The 15,547-nt window shown below is 72.2% G+C and carries 15 protein-coding genes; 8 read left to right on the top strand and 7 right to left on the bottom strand.

Annotation, left to right across the window (positions count from 1 at the left end):
* Positions 1 to 90: 90 nt before the first annotated feature.
* The 3 genes from ABZ490_RS42320 to ABZ490_RS42310 all read right to left on the bottom strand — a co-directional run bounded on the left by ABZ490_RS42320 (position 91) and on the right by ABZ490_RS42310 (position 4,470).
* Positions 91 to 2,268, bottom strand: a complete 2,178-nt coding sequence (locus ABZ490_RS42320) for a SpoIIE family protein phosphatase (protein ID WP_359002981.1) — start codon at positions 2,266 to 2,268, stop codon at positions 91 to 93.
* 200 nt (positions 2,269 to 2,468) lie between these two features.
* Positions 2,469 to 4,025, bottom strand: coding sequence for an MFS transporter (locus ABZ490_RS42315; protein ID WP_359002979.1), 1,557 nt, complete (start codon positions 4,023 to 4,025; stop codon positions 2,469 to 2,471).
* A gap of 4 nt (positions 4,026 to 4,029) precedes the next feature.
* The gene (locus ABZ490_RS42310) at positions 4,030 to 4,470 is read right to left on the bottom strand and encodes a MarR family transcriptional regulator (protein ID WP_359002977.1); all 441 of its coding nucleotides are present in this window, start codon (positions 4,468 to 4,470) and stop codon (positions 4,030 to 4,032) included.
* A gap of 184 nt (positions 4,471 to 4,654) precedes the next feature.
* Between ABZ490_RS42310 and ABZ490_RS42305 the strand changes: the two genes are divergently transcribed.
* Positions 4,655 to 6,061, top strand: coding sequence for a DHA2 family efflux MFS transporter permease subunit (locus ABZ490_RS42305; protein ID WP_359002995.1), 1,407 nt, complete (start codon positions 4,655 to 4,657; stop codon positions 6,059 to 6,061).
* Positions 6,062 to 6,248: 187 nt separating this feature from the next.
* Positions 6,249 to 6,977, top strand: coding sequence for an alpha/beta hydrolase (locus ABZ490_RS42300; protein WP_359002975.1), 729 nt, complete (start codon positions 6,249 to 6,251; stop codon positions 6,975 to 6,977).
* A 33-nt stretch (positions 6,978 to 7,010) separates the two neighbouring features.
* Here ABZ490_RS42300 and ABZ490_RS42295 read toward each other — a convergent pair whose 3' ends face one another.
* Positions 7,011 to 7,418: a helix-turn-helix domain-containing protein gene (locus ABZ490_RS42295; RefSeq protein ID WP_359002973.1), complete on the bottom strand. Its 408-nt coding sequence runs from the start codon at positions 7,416 to 7,418 to the stop codon at positions 7,011 to 7,013.
* Between the two features lie 144 nt (positions 7,419 to 7,562).
* Between ABZ490_RS42295 and ABZ490_RS42290 the strand changes: the two genes are divergently transcribed.
* The 4 genes from ABZ490_RS42290 (at position 7,563) to ABZ490_RS42275 (ending at position 10,023) form a co-directional block, all read left to right on the top strand.
* Positions 7,563 to 8,453: an NADP-dependent oxidoreductase gene (locus tag ABZ490_RS42290; RefSeq protein ID WP_359002971.1), complete on the top strand. Its 891-nt coding sequence runs from the start codon at positions 7,563 to 7,565 to the stop codon at positions 8,451 to 8,453.
* Between the two features lie 157 nt (positions 8,454 to 8,610).
* Complete coding sequence (locus ABZ490_RS42285) at positions 8,611 to 9,102, top strand: hypothetical protein (RefSeq protein WP_359002969.1); 492 nt, start codon at positions 8,611 to 8,613, stop codon at positions 9,100 to 9,102.
* Positions 9,103 to 9,147: 45 nt separating this feature from the next.
* The gene (locus ABZ490_RS42280; protein WP_359002967.1) at positions 9,148 to 9,516 is read left to right on the top strand and encodes a hypothetical protein; all 369 of its coding nucleotides are present in this window, start codon (positions 9,148 to 9,150) and stop codon (positions 9,514 to 9,516) included.
* A 48-nt stretch (positions 9,517 to 9,564) separates the two neighbouring features.
* Positions 9,565 to 10,023, top strand: a complete 459-nt coding sequence (locus tag ABZ490_RS42275) for a TIGR03618 family F420-dependent PPOX class oxidoreductase (protein WP_359002965.1) — start codon at positions 9,565 to 9,567, stop codon at positions 10,021 to 10,023.
* Between the two features lie 34 nt (positions 10,024 to 10,057).
* Here ABZ490_RS42275 and ABZ490_RS42270 read toward each other — a convergent pair whose 3' ends face one another.
* Positions 10,058 to 11,008: a LysR family transcriptional regulator gene (locus tag ABZ490_RS42270; RefSeq protein ID WP_359002963.1), complete on the bottom strand. Its 951-nt coding sequence runs from the start codon at positions 11,006 to 11,008 to the stop codon at positions 10,058 to 10,060.
* 252 nt (positions 11,009 to 11,260) lie between these two features.
* On the opposite strand from ABZ490_RS42270, the gene ABZ490_RS42265 reads away from it, so the two are divergent.
* On the top strand, positions 11,261 to 13,546 hold the full coding sequence (locus tag ABZ490_RS42265; RefSeq protein ID WP_359002961.1) for an FdhF/YdeP family oxidoreductase: 2,286 nt from the start codon (positions 11,261 to 11,263) through the stop codon (positions 13,544 to 13,546).
* Between the two features lie 20 nt (positions 13,547 to 13,566).
* On the opposite strand, the gene ABZ490_RS42260 is transcribed toward ABZ490_RS42265, so the two are convergent.
* Together ABZ490_RS42260 and ABZ490_RS42255 are read right to left on the bottom strand one after the other, a co-directional pair.
* Positions 13,567 to 14,127, bottom strand: a complete 561-nt coding sequence (locus ABZ490_RS42260; protein ID WP_359002959.1) for a DUF5134 domain-containing protein — start codon at positions 14,125 to 14,127, stop codon at positions 13,567 to 13,569.
* A 23-nt stretch (positions 14,128 to 14,150) separates the two neighbouring features.
* Complete coding sequence (locus ABZ490_RS42255) at positions 14,151 to 14,522, bottom strand: cupin domain-containing protein (RefSeq protein ID WP_359002993.1); 372 nt, start codon at positions 14,520 to 14,522, stop codon at positions 14,151 to 14,153.
* Positions 14,523 to 14,806: 284 nt separating this feature from the next.
* Here ABZ490_RS42255 and ABZ490_RS42250 point away from each other — a divergent pair, with 284 nt between their 5' ends.
* Positions 14,807 to 15,547, top strand: a complete 741-nt coding sequence (locus tag ABZ490_RS42250) for an NAD(P)H-binding protein (RefSeq protein WP_359002957.1) — start codon at positions 14,807 to 14,809, stop codon at positions 15,545 to 15,547.

Raw genomic sequence — 15,547 nt, 5'->3', positions numbered from 1 at the left:
AACGGCTCGATCACCGCCCACGACTCATCAGTCAGCTCATGACGACGCACCACGAACGGACCAACGACGCCGACACTTTGCGGACACGACCTAGGCCTCCAGTTCCGCCCAGACCGCTTTGCCGGTCTCGGTCCAGCGCACGCCCCAGCGGGTGGTCAGCTTGTGGACGACGTGGAGCCCCCGCCCCCGGTCGTCGAGCGGCACACCGCGGCGCAGGCGCGGCCGGCCGTTGCCGCTGTCGCCGACCTCGCAGGACAGCCGGTCCCCGGCCCGCACCAGCCGCACCGTGACGGGCCCGGTGCCGAACCGGACGGCGTTGGTGACCAGTTCGCTGATCACCAGCAGCGCGTTGTCCCGGTACGGGCAGCCGATGTGCCATCGCCGCAGGACCGGGGAGGCCAGGGCGCGGGCGCGGGCGGCGGTGTCGTCGCGGGCGGGCAGCCGCCAGGTGACGGTGTCCCGGCCGCGGCGGCCGGCCATCCGGGCGAGCAGCAGGGTCACGTCGTCGCGCAGGGGTTCCTGCGGGGCCAGCCGGGCGACCACGCGACGCGCGGCCTGCTGGAGATCGTCCCAGGGATGCACCTCGCGCACCACGTCCGTCAGCCGGCCGATGCCGTCGTCGATCGAGGCGGACGGATCCTCGACCAGGCCGTCGGTGTAGAGGACGAGGAGCGAGCCGGGCGGCGCGGCGAACTCGTGCACGTCGAACGGCTCCCGTACGGCGAACTCGGCCCCCAGCGCCGGATGGGGTTGCGTGGAAACGGCCTTGGCGGACCCGTCGGGATGGACGAGGACCGGGGGGAGGTGACCGGCGTTGGACATCACCACCCGGTGGTCGACGGGATCGTAGACCGCGATGCAGCACGTCGAGCCCAGCGCGCTGTATCCGGCCGCCAGCCCCGCGTCCGTGTCGTCCAGCAGGGTGACCGTCTCGTCCAGCCGCTCCAGCACCTCCCCGGGGCCCAGTCCCGCCGACAGCAGGGCGCGGGCCTCCATGCTCAGCTGGCCCATGGCCGCCGCGGCCCCCAGACCGTGCCCCACGACATCGCCGACCACCAGCGCGGTCCGGTCGCCCGGCAGCGGAAAGCTGTTGACCCAGTCCCCGCCGACGCCTGCACTGTCGGGGGTGGTGGGCTCGTAGACACTGGCGACCTCGATGGTCTCGCTGCCGACCCGGGGCAGCAGCCGGCGTTGCAGCGCCAGGACCTGGGCGTGCTCCCGCTGATGCTGGCGGGCCAGGTCCACATGGCGGGCGGTCTTGGCCACGAGTTCCTGGAGATCGAGCAGCTCACCCTCGCGGAAGGGGCGTTCCGGCCGGCGCCAGACCTCCGTCACGCCCAGCACGATCGGGCCGGGTGCACCGTGCGGCCCTTCCACGACGAGCGGGATGCAGGCGACGCTCACCGGCTGGTCGCCGGGCACCAGGGCGCGCACCAGCCGGCGGTCGCCGAGTGCCCGCTCGATGGCCTCGCGCTCGCTGACGACGATGGCCTGCGGTACGTCGTCCCGCATGACCGCGCCGGCCAGCAGACGGCTCGCCTCCTGGGGAAGGTTGTCCCCGGGCGTCAGGTACCCCTCGGGCCAGGCCCGGTCCGGCACCAGGGCGGCCCGCCGCAGCCGGATGCGGTCCTGTGCCTGCTCGGTGACCGCCTCGCCCGTCCACACGGCGTAGTCCAGGTCGACGGCGGCCACGTCCCCCCAGGCCAGCAGGGACTGGGCCAGGGACTGCGCGGTCTCCCCGATGTCGAGGGACGTCCCGATCGCGGCGGCGGAGGCGTACAGGTGCAGCCGCTTGGCCATGGCGATCAGGGAGACGGTCAGCCCCTCCTGCGGTGTCGCGGCCGGCAGGATGCTCATCGACACCACCAGCTCCGACCCGTCGCTGCGCCGCAGGCGCTGGACGCGGGCGACGTGCGCCTCCCCGGTGTCGAGGACCCTCTGCAGGCGCCGGGTCACCGTCGGCACGTCCCCGGGAGGCAGCAGATCGGCGAAGGAGTCCCCCGGGGCGACCGTCACCCCGGCGAAAGGGGCGGCGTCCACGTTGCAGCTGGTGATCCGCAGATCCCGGTCGAGATTGACCGCCCCGAGGATCTGTTCCCGATCGTCGGGCTCCGCGCCGGTGGCCCTGGGGGGACGCATGTCATCCCCGCCCGGCGAATCGGCGCGACCCGCGGCCGCCTTGGCTCCGCCCTTCGGGATGTAATCCGCCAGGGCCCCGCTGACCATGTCGAACGGCGAAGCCGAGGAAGAGGACGAAGTGGCGTTCATGCGTCTCACGCAGCTCGCTGACTCCGGCACACGCCGGACGATGTTTCCCGGGGTCGTGCGGCCCAGCCCCGAGATCGTTCACCGCACCTCTCATGAGTAGGACAGACAGCGTGTCGACCGAATAGGTAAAAATTAGCATAAACCGACAATTCTTCGGCGGGGCGGGCCACCGTGCACGGTGCGAGGGGGTGGTGCCGGGACTACGCCGGAGCGGGGAGGGTCCGTCCCAGCCGGGCGAGGGGGGAGAGGGCCATCAGTGCCGGTGACAGCAGCATGCCGGTGGCCGTCACCAGGAGGCTGGGGCGCGTCCCCCACTCCTGTGCCAGCAGGCCGCCGAGCAGTGAGCCGAGCGGGGTCAGCCCCATACCGACGAAGGTGATCGTCGCGGCCACGCGGCCTTGCATCCCGTCCGGCGTGACGGTCTGCCGGACGGCCATCACCGTGACGTTCACCAGCTGGCCGAAGGTCCCGAAGACGAGGTTGACCGCGCAGAGCGCGGTGATCGTCGCCGCGGAGGAGCCGTGCAGCGCGGGCACGCACAGGAACACGCCGTCGCCGAGTGCCGCCGCGCCGACCAGCACCCGGCCATGTCCGAAGCGGCCCGGCAGACGGGCGGCCAGCAGCGAACCCAGCAGCGCCCCCGGCCCCGTCGCCGCGAGGGCCAGCCCGACGGCGGTACCCGAGAGGTGCAGGTCCCGCGGCAGGAAGAGCAGATAGACGGTCATCACGGCGGCGAAGAAGAACTGGAAGGCGGCGGACGCGAGGCACACCGTCCGCAGCGAGGTGTCACCCGCGACGAACCGGAGACCCGCCTGGATCCGCCGCCGGACCGGGGGAACGCCTTGCGGCCGCTCTGGGGGAGCGTCTTGTGGCCGGTCCGGGGGAACGCCTTGCGGCCGGTCAGGGCGCTCCGGGCGTTCCCGGCGTTCCGGGCGTTCCGCGCCTTCCGGCCGCTCCGGCCGCTCCGAGCGTTCCGTGCCTTCCGGGCGCTCCGATCGCTCCGGCCGTTCCGTGCCTTCCGGGCGCTCAGATCGCTCCGGCCGTTCCGAGCGTTCCGTGCCTTCCGGCCTCTCCGGCCTCTCCGGCCGTTCCGATCGCTCCGGCCGCTCCGCGCGTTCTGCGCGCTTCAGGCGTTCCGCGCGTTCCAGGCGCTCCCGCCGCTCCGAGCCCGCCGGGACGGACTCGCGGCGACCGATCCGTCGTATCGTCAGGAACGACAGCGCGAAGAACACCGCGCTGGACACGGCGGCGATCGGCGCCGACAACACGGTCACCAACGCACCGCCGAGGGCGGGACCGCCGATCTGCGCCGCGGACCGGCTGCCCTCCAGCGCGCTGTTGCCCCGCACCAGCTGATCGCGCCGCACCAGCCGGACCAGAGACGCCTGGTACGCCACGTCGAAGAACACCGACAGAGCCCCGACGGCGAAGGCGACGACGAGCAGCACCGGCAGGACGAGCCCGCCGAGGAGGCCGGCCACGGCGGCGGCGCCCAGCGCCAGGGCCCGCCCGGCGTCCGCCAGCACCATCACCGTACGGGTCCGCCATCCGTCCACCCACGCGCCGACGAAGAGCGACAGCAGCAGGAGGGGAGCCTGCCCCACCGCGCGCAGGGCGCCCACCTGGCCGGCCCCGGCGTCCAGGGTCAGGACGGCGAAGAGCGGCAGCACCACCAGACTGGTGTGTTCGCCGAGTTGGGAGGCCGTCTGACCCACCCAGAGCCTGCGGAAGTCACGGTCCCGCCATAAGCCGGTCATCTCGTCAGCGCAGGTCGGTCGTCGCCTCGCGGACGACCGTCAGCAGCGCCCGGAACCGCTCACGGTCCTCCGGGGTGAGCCCGGCCGTCGCCTCCGCGAGCGCCAGACGGTCCACCTCCTCCGCCTCGCGATGGCACCGCAGGCCGTCGTCGGTCAGCCGGAGGAGGAAGGCGCGGCGGTCGTCGGGGTGGCGGACCCGCTCCACCAGGCCGTCCCGTTCCAGGCTGTCGACGATGCTGGTCGTGGTACGTGCCGCGACGCCCGTCATCTCGCTCAGGTCCCGCATCCGCAGCGGCCGCTCGGCGCGCGCGAGCATCCGCAGGGCCCGCAGCCGCGCGACCGAGGCGCCGCCGGCCCGCAGCCGGTTCTCCACGAACCGGCGCAGTTGCTGCGTCGTCTCGTAGAGCTCGTCGACCAGGACGTCGCTGCTGCCCTGTACTGCCATGTGTCGCTCCCCGTCGCGCGTTCCACCGGAAACCCGATTCTATGAGCATCGACATAGTGAGTATGCTCAGTATGTGCAGCTGTCCCCGCGTCGCTCCCGCACGCCTCTCCGTCCCCTCCGCTTCCTCGGCCCTCTCCGGCCCCGCTCCTCCTTCCGGCTCGGCCAGCGCCTCGTCGTCCCCGTGATGTGTGTCAGCGTGACCTTCATCGCGATCGTCGACGGGGCGATCACCACCGTGGCCCTGCCCGCCATCGCCCGGCAGTTCGGGCTGACCACGGCCGCCCTCGACGGGGTGGTCGTGGTCTACCCGGTGTGTCTGGCCATGACGATCCCCGTCTCCGCCTGGCTCGTCGAACGGTTCGGCGGCAAGCGCGTCCTGCTCACCGCGCTCACCGTCTTCCTGTGCTCGTCCCTGCTGTGCGGCACGGCCGCCGACCTCGCCCAGCTCGTGGCCTTCCGCGCGGTGCAGGGGCTGTCCGCCGGTGTGCTGTTCCCGGCCTCCGCCGCCCTGCTCTTCGCGACCTTCAACGCCTCCGACCAGGTGCGGATCTCCCGCTACATGATCATCCCGCAGCAGATGGCACCGGCCGCCGCCCCGATCCTGGGCGGCCTCCTCGTCGACCATCTGTCCTGGCGGTGGGTCTTCTACGTCAACGTGCCGGTGGGCCTGCCCGTCGTCCTGTTCGGCATGCTCTTCCTGGCCGAGCACCGCGGCCGGCTGCCCGGCCGGTTCGACCTGTCCGGCCTGCTGCTGAGCGCGGCGGGACTGGGGGCCGCGATGTTCGGGATCTCCGAAGGGCCCAGCCGGGGCTGGTCCTCCGTCCCCGTGCTCGTCTCCCTGGTGCTCGGCGCGATCCTGCTCGCCGCCACCGCCGTCCACCAGCTGCGCGTGACCGCACCGCTCCTGAAACTCCGCCTCTTCGCGGACCGGCTCTTCCGCGACACCAACCTGATCAACCTGATCGGCCTGATCCCGATCCTCGGCGCCATGTACCTCGGCCCGCTCTTTCTCCAGCAGGCCCAGGGCCGCAGCGCGCTGGAGTCCGGCACCAGCACCTTCCCCGAGGCCTTCGGCGTCCTGCTGACCGTCCAGGTCGTCGGGGTCCTCTACGCCCGGGTGGGCCCGCGGATCATCGTCGGATGCGGGCTGGCCGGCGTCAGCGTGGTGCTCCTGCTCTTCGCCACCTGCGACGAGGACACGAGTCTGTGGACCTTCCGGGCCTACATGTTCCTGCTGGGCATCGCCATGGGCGGGGTCTTCATGCCCACGACGGTGGCCTCGCTCGCCAACGTCGACCGGCAGGACCTGGCCCAGGCGTCCACGCTCAACACCGTCGTACGGCAGACCGGAGGAGCCCTGGCACCGGTCGCGGTGACCACCGCCCTCGTCCTCGGCACGCCCGCGGCCTCCGTCGCCGATCCGCCCGTCACCGCCTACCAGTACACCTACCTCGCCCTGGCCGCCGTCGCGGCGGCGACCGCGGCCTTCGCCTTCACCCTCCCCGACGCCCGCGCTCGCGCAGCCGCCAGGGCCACCACCCCGGCATCCCGGCCGGCGCAGGCCGTATCGCACCACGAGAACGCCTGCTGACCACCTGTCCGCACCGGAACGGAACGCCCACCGCACAGGACGGAGCCCGTGATACGTTCGGCGCCGCCGTGCATGACCGCGAGTTCGAGGAGGTGAGACCCATCAACGCTGTGACAGGTCGGGGCTCCCTCCTTCGCATGGTCCAGGGAGTGCCCGCACAAGGCATCCCGAAAGGCTTGAAACGCAGATGCGCTTCACCTCCACGACGTCGTCGGACGGCGTCACCGAGCAGTTCTTCACCCTCGACGAGATCCCCGGCGTGCTCTGGACGCCTGACGGCGCCTCCGGTACGCGCCCTCTGATCCTGCTGGGCCACGGCGGCCGGCAGCACAAGACGGCCCCCGGCACCGTGGCCCGCGCCCGCCGCTACGCCGCCGAGGGCTTCGCGGTCGTCGCGATCGACGCGCCCCACCACGGCGACCGGCCCCAGAGCGAGGAGTTCGGCCGGATCGCGGCCGCCCTGCGGGCCGGTACGGCCGCCGGTGAGGATCCGGGCGCGCTGGTCGCGGACATGCACGGACATCTGGCCGGCCGGGCCGTCGCGGACTGGCGGGCGGTCCTGACCGCGGTCCAGCGCCTCGACCGGGTCGGCGCCGGACCGGTGGGCTACTGCGGGCTGTCGATGGGCTGCGGGCTCGGCATTCCGCTCCTCGTCGCGGAACCCCGGATCCGCGCCGCGGTGCTGGGCCTGCTCGGCGTGCACGGGCTCGCCGAGGACGCCGCGCGGATCACGGTGCCGGTGCGGTTCGTGGTCCAGTGGGACGACCGGTTGGTTCCCCGGGACCAGAGCCTGGCGCTGTACGACGCGCTGGCCTCGCCCGAGAAGACGCTGTACGCCAACCCCGGCAACCACGGGGACGTGCCGTCGTTCGAACTGGACGACTCGCTGCGGTTCTTCACCCGGCACCTGGGCTGACACCGCGGCACGGTGCCCGGCCCCCGCCGGGCACTACGTGTCCTGACGGGCGGTGTCGTAGCGCTCGCGGGCCCCGTGGACCTCCTCGATGTGGGTCTCCGCCCAGGCCTTCACCGCGGTCAGCAGGACGGCCAGGCTGCTGCCCAGCGAGGTCAGCTCGTAGTCGACGCGGACCGGGACGGACGGGGTGACGGTCCGGGTGAGGAGGCCGTCGCGTTCGAGGATGCGCAGGGTCTGCGTCAGCATCTTCGGGCTGACCCCGGCGATCTTGCGGCTCAGGTCGCTGTAGCGCATGGGGCCCGCCGAGAGGGCGGCGACGACAAGGCTGACCCATTTGTCGCTGAGCCGGTCGAGGAGCTGGTTGGTGGGGCAGGCCCGGAGGAACGCGTCGTACTCGACGCGCGCCTGCTCGCGCCGCTGGACCGCGGTCGTGGTCGCCATCGCTTCCCTCCGGGGTACGTACGCACTCTCAGGTAACTACTTCCGAATGGATAGTAGCTCTTCCTAGGGTCGTGGGCGGCGGCTGAGCGGGAAGCGGACCGAAGCCGCCGTGAACAGCCGCCACATCCAAGGGAGTTGACTGTCATGCGCGCTGCGGTGGTACGGAATTTCGGTGGGCCCGAGGCCGTCGAGGTCGTGGAGGCTGAGGTGCCGGAGCCGGGTGCCCGGCAGGTGCGGATCAAGGTGGCGGCGGCCGCGCTGAACCCGGTGGACGCGGGGGTGCGGGCCGGGTTCTTCGGGGGCGCGGGCAAGCAGATCGGGTTCGGCTGGGACGTCGCCGGGACCGTGGACGCGACCGGGGTGGCCACCGCCTGGAGCGTCGGTGACCGGGTGGTGGCGCTGGACCCCGGCATGGTGCGGCCCGCGGGCACGCACGCCGAGTACGTCGTCGTCGGGACGGACGCGGTGGCGAAGGCCCCGGGCACGGTGGACGCGGTGCACGCCGCGACCCTGCCGCTGAACGGTCTGACCGCCGTACAGGCCCTGGATCTGCTGGAGTTGACCGAGGGGCAGTCGCTCCTGGTCACCGGCGCGGCGGGCGCGGTCGGCGGCTTCGCCGTCCAGCTCGCCGCCCGGCGGGGGATCGCGGTGACCGCGCTGGCCAGGCCGGACGACGAGGAATTCGTACGTTCCCTGGGGGCCGCGCACTTCACGTCCGGCACGGTCGGCGCGGGCGGGGTCGACGGTGTGCTGGACGCGGCGGTGCTCGGTGAGCCGGCCCTGGAGTGGGTGCGGGACGGGGGCGTGTACGTGGGCGTCAGGCCCGGGGCGCACCCGGCCCCGGTGCGCGGGGTGCGGACCACGGCCGTCGCGGTCACCGCCGACGGAGCGCGACTGAGCGAACTGGCGGCGCTGGTGGACCAGGGCGCCCTGACGCTCCGGGTCGCCGAGACCTACCCGCTGGAGGAGGCGGCCAAGGCACACGCCCGGCTGGCGGAGGGCGGGGTGCGCGGGAGGCTGGTGCTGGTTCCCTGAGGCCGATCCGCCGGGGAATCGCCGACCGTCTGTCCGGACCGGGGCATCGCCCGGCCTGTGCGGCAAGGTTTGCGCAAGGTCGATGGTCCAGCGTGGCGTCACCAAGCACGGACGGTCGCGTCCCGGGTGGTCGCCACCGGTCAGGGAAGGCGAGAACATGCACGCGAAAGAGTTGACGGCCCAGCGGCTCGGCACCCGTCGGGTCCGGTCGGTCATCGTCGCCGGGGCGCTCGGCGCCGCCGCCGTCCTGGGGGCGGCGCCGACCGCCCAGGCGGGCACGGGCTGCACGCTCGGCCTGTGCTCGACGACGGTGAACGACAGCGCCTACGGGGTCACGGCCGTCTTCAACTGGTGCCGGGCCGACGACAGCACGGGCGACTCGACGGCCACCGAGCCGAGGTGCGCGTCCGACGGGGTGAGCCAGAAGACCATGAACCTCACGGCACGCGGCGGCCACACGCCGTACAACCAGGACTGGGACGCGTTCCGCGTGGACGCCGGCTGGTGCTACAAGGTCAAGTTCGTCCGCACCGGGCAGTCCGACTTCACACGCACCTACGACCGCCGGGGCAAGGCCGCGCTCTGGGTGAAGGTCGGGGACAACGCCGACGCGCACGTCCAGGACCAGGGCACCGCCTCCTGCCCCTGACCGGCCGTCCGCTCAAGAGAAACGCCCAGTGAAGGGGGAAGCACGATGAAGAACAGAACACACACATCGGTGCCGAAGAGGCTGGCCGTGGTCGCCGTATCGGCCGCCACCGCCCTGGTCGGCTTCTGGGCCGTTCCCGCCCAGGCGCTGACGTACAGCCTGAGCACGACCGGTGCCGCGGGCACAGTCACCTACGTCGGGAACGGCGACTGGTCGCTGCACGCCCATGACCCGCTCACCGACGGGCACTGTGCGCGCTTCCAGGTGAAGGACACGGACGACACCAGCTGGCGGTGGTACGGCGACATGGTCTGTACCTCGGCCGACCAGTATGTGACGGGGGCCCGCTCGCTGTGGTCCGTCCGTATCTGCCGGACGGGGATCGGGAACTGCTCCGCCGCCGTCAAGCTCTGAACGGACGATCGATGAAATGACGGGACGGCCAAGGGTGTTGATCCCTTCATGACTCAGCGACCAGCACCCCGCGCCCTGTCCGACGAAGCCCTCTCCGACCTGCTCGGCCGGCAGCAGTTCGGCACGCTCGCCTCCGTCCGGAGCAGCGGCCATCCCCATCTGACCACCATGGTGTACAGCTGGGACGCCGAAGCCCGTGTCGTGCGGTTCTCGACGACGGCCGACCGGGCCAAGGCGGGGCATCTGCGCCGCAACCCGCGCGCGGCGCTGCACGTGTCGGGCGGTGACGTGTGGTCGTTCGCCGTCGCGGAGGGCGAGGCCGAGGTCTCCGAGCCCACGACGGTCCCCGGCGACGAGGTCGGACGCGAACTGCTCGGAATGATTCCGCAGGCCGCGAGGCCGGAGGACGACACCGCGTTCCTGGAGCAGCTGGTCGCCGAGCGCAGGGTGGTCGTCCGGCTGAAGGTGGACCGCCTGTACGGCACGGCGCTCGACATCGAGGCGTAGGCGAGCGCCCGCCCCGCCCGGGCCGCCGACGCGTTCAGGTCCGCGTCGGCGGCCGGGCCGGGGAAGTGGCCTGATGAGGGGGTTGTTCGAGGGTGGCCGCGATGTCGGCCTGCCCCACGGCGTCGATCAGCGCCTGCCCGATGACGGAGACCGGTTCACGGGCCGGCAGGACCAGGCCGATGCGCTCGGTGCGCAGGGGGTGGGTCAGCGGCACGGCGTGCATGCCCACCGGGACGCCGAAGACATGGAGCCAGGCGTGCGGCACGATGCTGGCCCACTGACCGGTTCTGACCTGCGCGAAGAGCGAGGCGATCGAGTCGGTCTCGATGCGGGGCGTCACCGACACGCCCACGGCCTCGAACACCGCGTCGAGGACCTGCCGGCCCTGCATCATCGGGTGCAGCAGACACAACGGGTACTGGGCGGCCTCCGCCCAGGAGATCCTGGCGGGCTGGGAGTCGGGCGTGGAACGCTGCGTCAGCAGCACATAGCGCTCCTGGTAGAGCGGTACGAAGGTGAAGTCGAGCGAGGCGACCGAGCTGTGGTAGGTCACGGCGGCGTCGAGTTCGTACGCCCGGAGCCGGCCGACGATGTCCTCGGCCCGGAGGTCGGCGAACACCTGAACGGTGGCCAGCGGGTTGGCGGCGCAGAACGGCTGGGTCAGCAGCGCCACCGCGGTGGAGGCCGTCGGGACCGTGCCGATGCGCAGCCGCCCGCTCAGCCCCGCGCGCAGGGCCTGGATCTCGCCGTGCATGGCGTCGCGGTCGGCGAGGATGCGCTGCGCCCACAGGACGACCCGCTCGCCCTCGGGCGTGAGGCCGTCGAACCGGCGCCCGCGCCGGACCAGCGGGATGCCCAGCTCGTCCTCCAGCTTCCGGATGCCCTCGGACAGGGTCGGCTGGGAGACGTAACACGACTGGGCCGCCTTCGCGAAGTGGCGGGCCCGGGCGAGGGCGACGAGGTATTCGAGTTGGCGCAGCAGCACGCCTCACATGATCCCCCCTTCCCGGCCGTGCGGGGCGGGTCACGCTGCGCTGATCGGTGCCGCCTGTCAGCCGATCGGAACTTCCGCTTTGACCTGCCCCGGCGCACGGGCGCAGAGTGTGCCGCGAACGGTGGGCGGGGTGGACCGCGCCCGTGCGGGTCCGAGGACGCGCGGGTCGCCCCGCTCCTGGCCGGATGCGCCGGACGCCGGTGAGCACCCTCGCCGCCCTGGACGGAGAGGGTGTGGTGGGCGATGCGGGACTTCGACGAACCGGACGAGGCCGAGCTGTCGGTGTCGGCTCCCAAGACCTGGGCGACCGGTGCGCCCGCGGTCGTGCACGCGCTGCAGTACGCCCTCGGCCAGACCTCGCCGAAGCGCACCGCGCTGACCCTGCTCAACATCAACCAGGCCAAGGGCTTCGACTGCCCGGGCTGCGCCTGGCCGGAGCCCGCGCCGGGCAAGCGGCACCGCAACGAGTACTGCGAGAACGGCGCCAAGCACATCGCCGACGAGGCCACCTCCCGGCGGGTGACCGCCGACTTCTTCCGGCAGCACTCCGTCGACGAGCTCAGCCGCCGGTCCGACTACTGGCTCAACCAGCAGGGCCGGCTCACCGAACCGATGGTCCTGCGCGAGGGCGCGACCCACTACGAGCCGATCGGCTGGGACGAGGCCCTCGATCTGCTCGCCGAGGAGCTGCGCGCCCTGGACCACCCGGACGAGGCCCTCTTCTACACCTCCGGGCGGCTGGCGAACGAGCCGGCCTTCCTGCTCCAGCTCTTCGCCCGGGCCTTCGGCACCAACAACCTCCCGGACTGCTCGAACATGTGCCACGAGTCCAGCGGCTCGGCACTGGGGGAGACCCTGGGCATCGGCAAGGGCAGCGTCAGCCTCGACGACCTCTACGACTCCGACCTCGTCTTCGTCGTGGGACAGAACCCCGGCACGAACCACCCGCGCATGCTGTCCGCGCTGGAGGAGACCAAGCGCCGCGGCGGCCGTGTCGTCGCCGTCAACCCGCTGCCCGAGGCCGGACTGCTGCGCTTCAAGCACCCGCAGAAGGCCCGCGGGATCATCGGCCGCGGCACGGACATCGCCGACCAGTTCCTGCAGATACGGCCCGGAGGCGACCTCGCCCTCTTCCAGGCCCTGAACCTGCTCCTGCTGGAGGCGGAGGACAAGGAGCCCGGCACGGTCCTGGACCGTGACTTCATCGAGGCGCACACCACCGGCTACGACGCCTTCGCCGAGCACATCCGCCGGACGTCCTGGGACGCGGTCCTGGAGGCCACCGGGCTGACCAGGGACGAGATCGAGCAGGTCCACGAGCGGGTGCTGGCCAGCCGCAGCGTCATCGTCTGCTGGGCGATGGGGCTGACCCAGCACAAGCACGGCGTGCCGACCATCCGGGAGGTCGTGAACTTCCTGCTCCTGCGCGGCAACATCGGCCGGCCCGGGGCGGGCGTCTGCCCGGTGCGCGGGCACAGCAACGTCCAGGGCGACCGCACCATGGGCATCTGGGAGCGCATGCCGCAGCCGTTCCTGGACCGGCTCGGACGGGAGTTCCGCTTCACCGCGCCGACCCGGCACGGACTGGACTCCGTCGACTCCATCCGGGCCATGCTCGACGGACGGGCCAAGCTGTTCCTCGGCGTCGCGGGAAACTTCGTCCGGGCCTCGCCCGACAGCGACGCCACCGAGCGCGCCCTGCGCACCTGCCGGCTGACCGCGCACATCTCGACGAAGCTCAACCGTTCCCACGCGGTGTGCGGACGCACCGCCCTGATCCTGCCCACGCTCGGCCGCAGCGACCGCGACATCCAGGCCGGCGGCGAGCAGTTCATGACGGTCGAGGACTCCATGAGCGAGGTCCACACGACCCGCGGCCGCCTCGCCCCCGCGTCCCCGCACCTGCTGAGCGAGGTGTCCATCATCAGCCGCCTGGCCCGCAGGACACTGGGCGCGGGAGCGGACGTCCCCTGGGCGGACTTCGAGGCCGACTACGACCTCGTCCGCGACCGCATCGCCCGGGTCGTCGACGGCTTCGAGGACTTCAACGCGCGGGTACGGCGCCCGGGAGGCTTCCGCCTGCCCAACCCGGTCAACGAGAAGGTGTTCCGCACCCCGGCCGGGAAGGCCGTCTTCACCGCCAACGACTTCGCGATGCTCCAGGCGCCCGCGGGCCACCTGGTCCTGCAGACCCTGCGCTCGCACGACCAGTGGAACACGATTCCCTACGCGATGGACGACCGCTACCGCGGCATCAAGGGCGGCCGTCGCGTCGTCCTCGTCAACCGCGCCGACCTGACCGACCTCGGCCTCGACGACGGCAGCCTCGTCGACCTCGTCAGCATCTGGACCGACGGCTCGGAACGCCGCGCCGACGCCTTCCGCGTCGTCGCCTACCCGACCCCCCGGGGCTCGGCCGCCGCCTACTACCCGGAGACCAACGTCCTGGTCCCCCTCGACAGTGTCGCGGACATCAGCAACACCCCCACGTCGAAGAGCGTGATCGTCAGGCTCGAGCCCGCAGGGTAGCGGATGTCCGGCGCACGGTGTCAGTGGTGCATGAGCAGCATGACGGCCGTTCCCATGGCCGTCGATCCGTGCCAGAAGCGGTCGCAGGGCCCCTTGAGGTCGGTGGAGGCGCCCACGCTGCCCGGAGCCCCACGCAGTGTGGGCATGTCCCGGGTCAGTGAACGGAGGGCATGGGCCAGCAGGCAGAGCGTCAGGATGCCGGTGACCACGTCGTCGGTCCGGGCGTCCGTGAGGTCGCCGTGCCGCAGCGGCATCCACGCCATGGCGGCCATGCCGACCGTGTGGGACGAGCCGCGCACGAGGCCGGCCCGTCCCGGGTCGCGGCGGCCGAGGAGCGCGGTCAACGGGAACCACAGTGCCGCGGCGGCGAAGAAGAAGGCCGTCCACCCCGGTGAGGGCCCTTCGCCGATCCGGTGCCACGGCATCACCGCCATGGCCGACGCCATGACGGTGTGCAGGAGACCGTCGCCCCGGCCGGGCCATCCGGAGCCTCGTGCCGACACGGCCTGCCGCAGCCCGTGGACGGCCGCGGCCGCGAACAGCGCTGTCAGCATGCCGTTCACGACATCAGCGGCGGTCATGTCTCTGCCTTGTACGCGGGTGGTCAGCCGGTGGGCCGAGGGGCGCGGAGAGGGGCTCGCCGGGCCAGTTCCTCCTCCTCGACCAGTTCGAGCATGGGCTTGCCCGGCGCGCACAGCATCGTCACGACGAACCGGGTGCGCGCGTCGGTCAGCGCGTTGCCGTCCTGGTAGTGGATCGCGTCGCCGCCCGGTTCCCAGAACGTCCCGCCCGCCTCGATCACGCGCTCGGGCTCGCCCTCGAGCTCGAAACGGACGGCGCCCTCGACGACGTAGCCGAACGCCGGTCCCGAGTGGCGGTGAGGCGGGGACCCCGGGTCTCCGGGCTCCCACTCGACGAAGATGGTCATCGCCGACGCGCCCTCGGGGACGGTGAGCGGAGCGGTGTCCTGGAGCATCTTCGCTGCCGTCTTCCACCCCTCCGACCCGGTCCGCGCTCCGGTCTCCTGCGCTGAGTCCTTGTCCGACATGTGTCGGCCTCCCTCGGATTCACACCCGGCCATGGCTGCCATGGCCGTCTCCAGTGATGACCGGGCTCCGGATGGATCCGTGACACCCGCGACCACCTCAGTGTCACAACGTGGGCACGAGCCCTGTCCTAGGTGGTGTGAGCGACTGATGTCGCCGCCACCTCACGAAGCATCGGCGGGGTCACCGACCCCTCGACGGGAAGGCGTCCGGAATGCGAGTAGTTGTGGCGGGAGCCACCGGCCTGATCGGTTCCAGGACGGTCGCCAGGCTCCGGGACCATGGTGTGGAGGTCGTGGGCCTGTCACGCGGTGCGGGCGTCGACGCCACGACCGGGAAGGGCCTCGACGAGGCCATGCGCGGCGCCGATGTGGTGGTGGACGTCACCGACACGCCCTCCCGTGAGGAGCCGGAGAGCCTGGAGTTCTTCGGTACGGCGACCCACAACCTGTTGGAGGCCGCCGCGAGGGCGGGCGCCGGACATCACGTGATCCTGTCCGTCGTGGGGGCCGAACGTCTGAGGACGGGCTACTTCCGTGCGAAGGCACTGCAGGAGGAGCAGGTGCGGCGCTCGCCCCTGCCCTACTCCATCGTCCGTGCCACACCGTTCTTCGAGTCGGTGGAGTACATGTCGCGCGCGGCGACGTGCGGAGACGTCGTGCATGTCGCGCCCGTCCTGATCCGCCCCGTGTCGACGGACGACGTCGCCGCCACGGTCGCCCATGTCGCCGTGGGAGTACCGCTGTTCGGTGTCCTGGAGGTCGCCGGCCCGGAGGAGCACCGCTTCGACGACCTCGCAGCGAAGCTGCTGGCCGCGCGCGGCTACCTGCCGGAGGTGGTCTGCGACGCCCGCACCCCGTTCTTCGGGGCGATGCCCGGGCAGCGGGTGCTGCTGCCCGGGGCGGACGCCCACCTGGGGCACGAGACCTTCTCCGAGTGGCTCGCGCGGCGATGA

The organism is Streptomyces sp. NPDC005811 (assembly GCF_040630405.1).
Taxonomy (GTDB): domain Bacteria; phylum Actinomycetota; class Actinomycetes; order Streptomycetales; family Streptomycetaceae; genus Streptomyces.
This window is presented reverse-complemented; position numbering and strand designations above follow the sequence as displayed.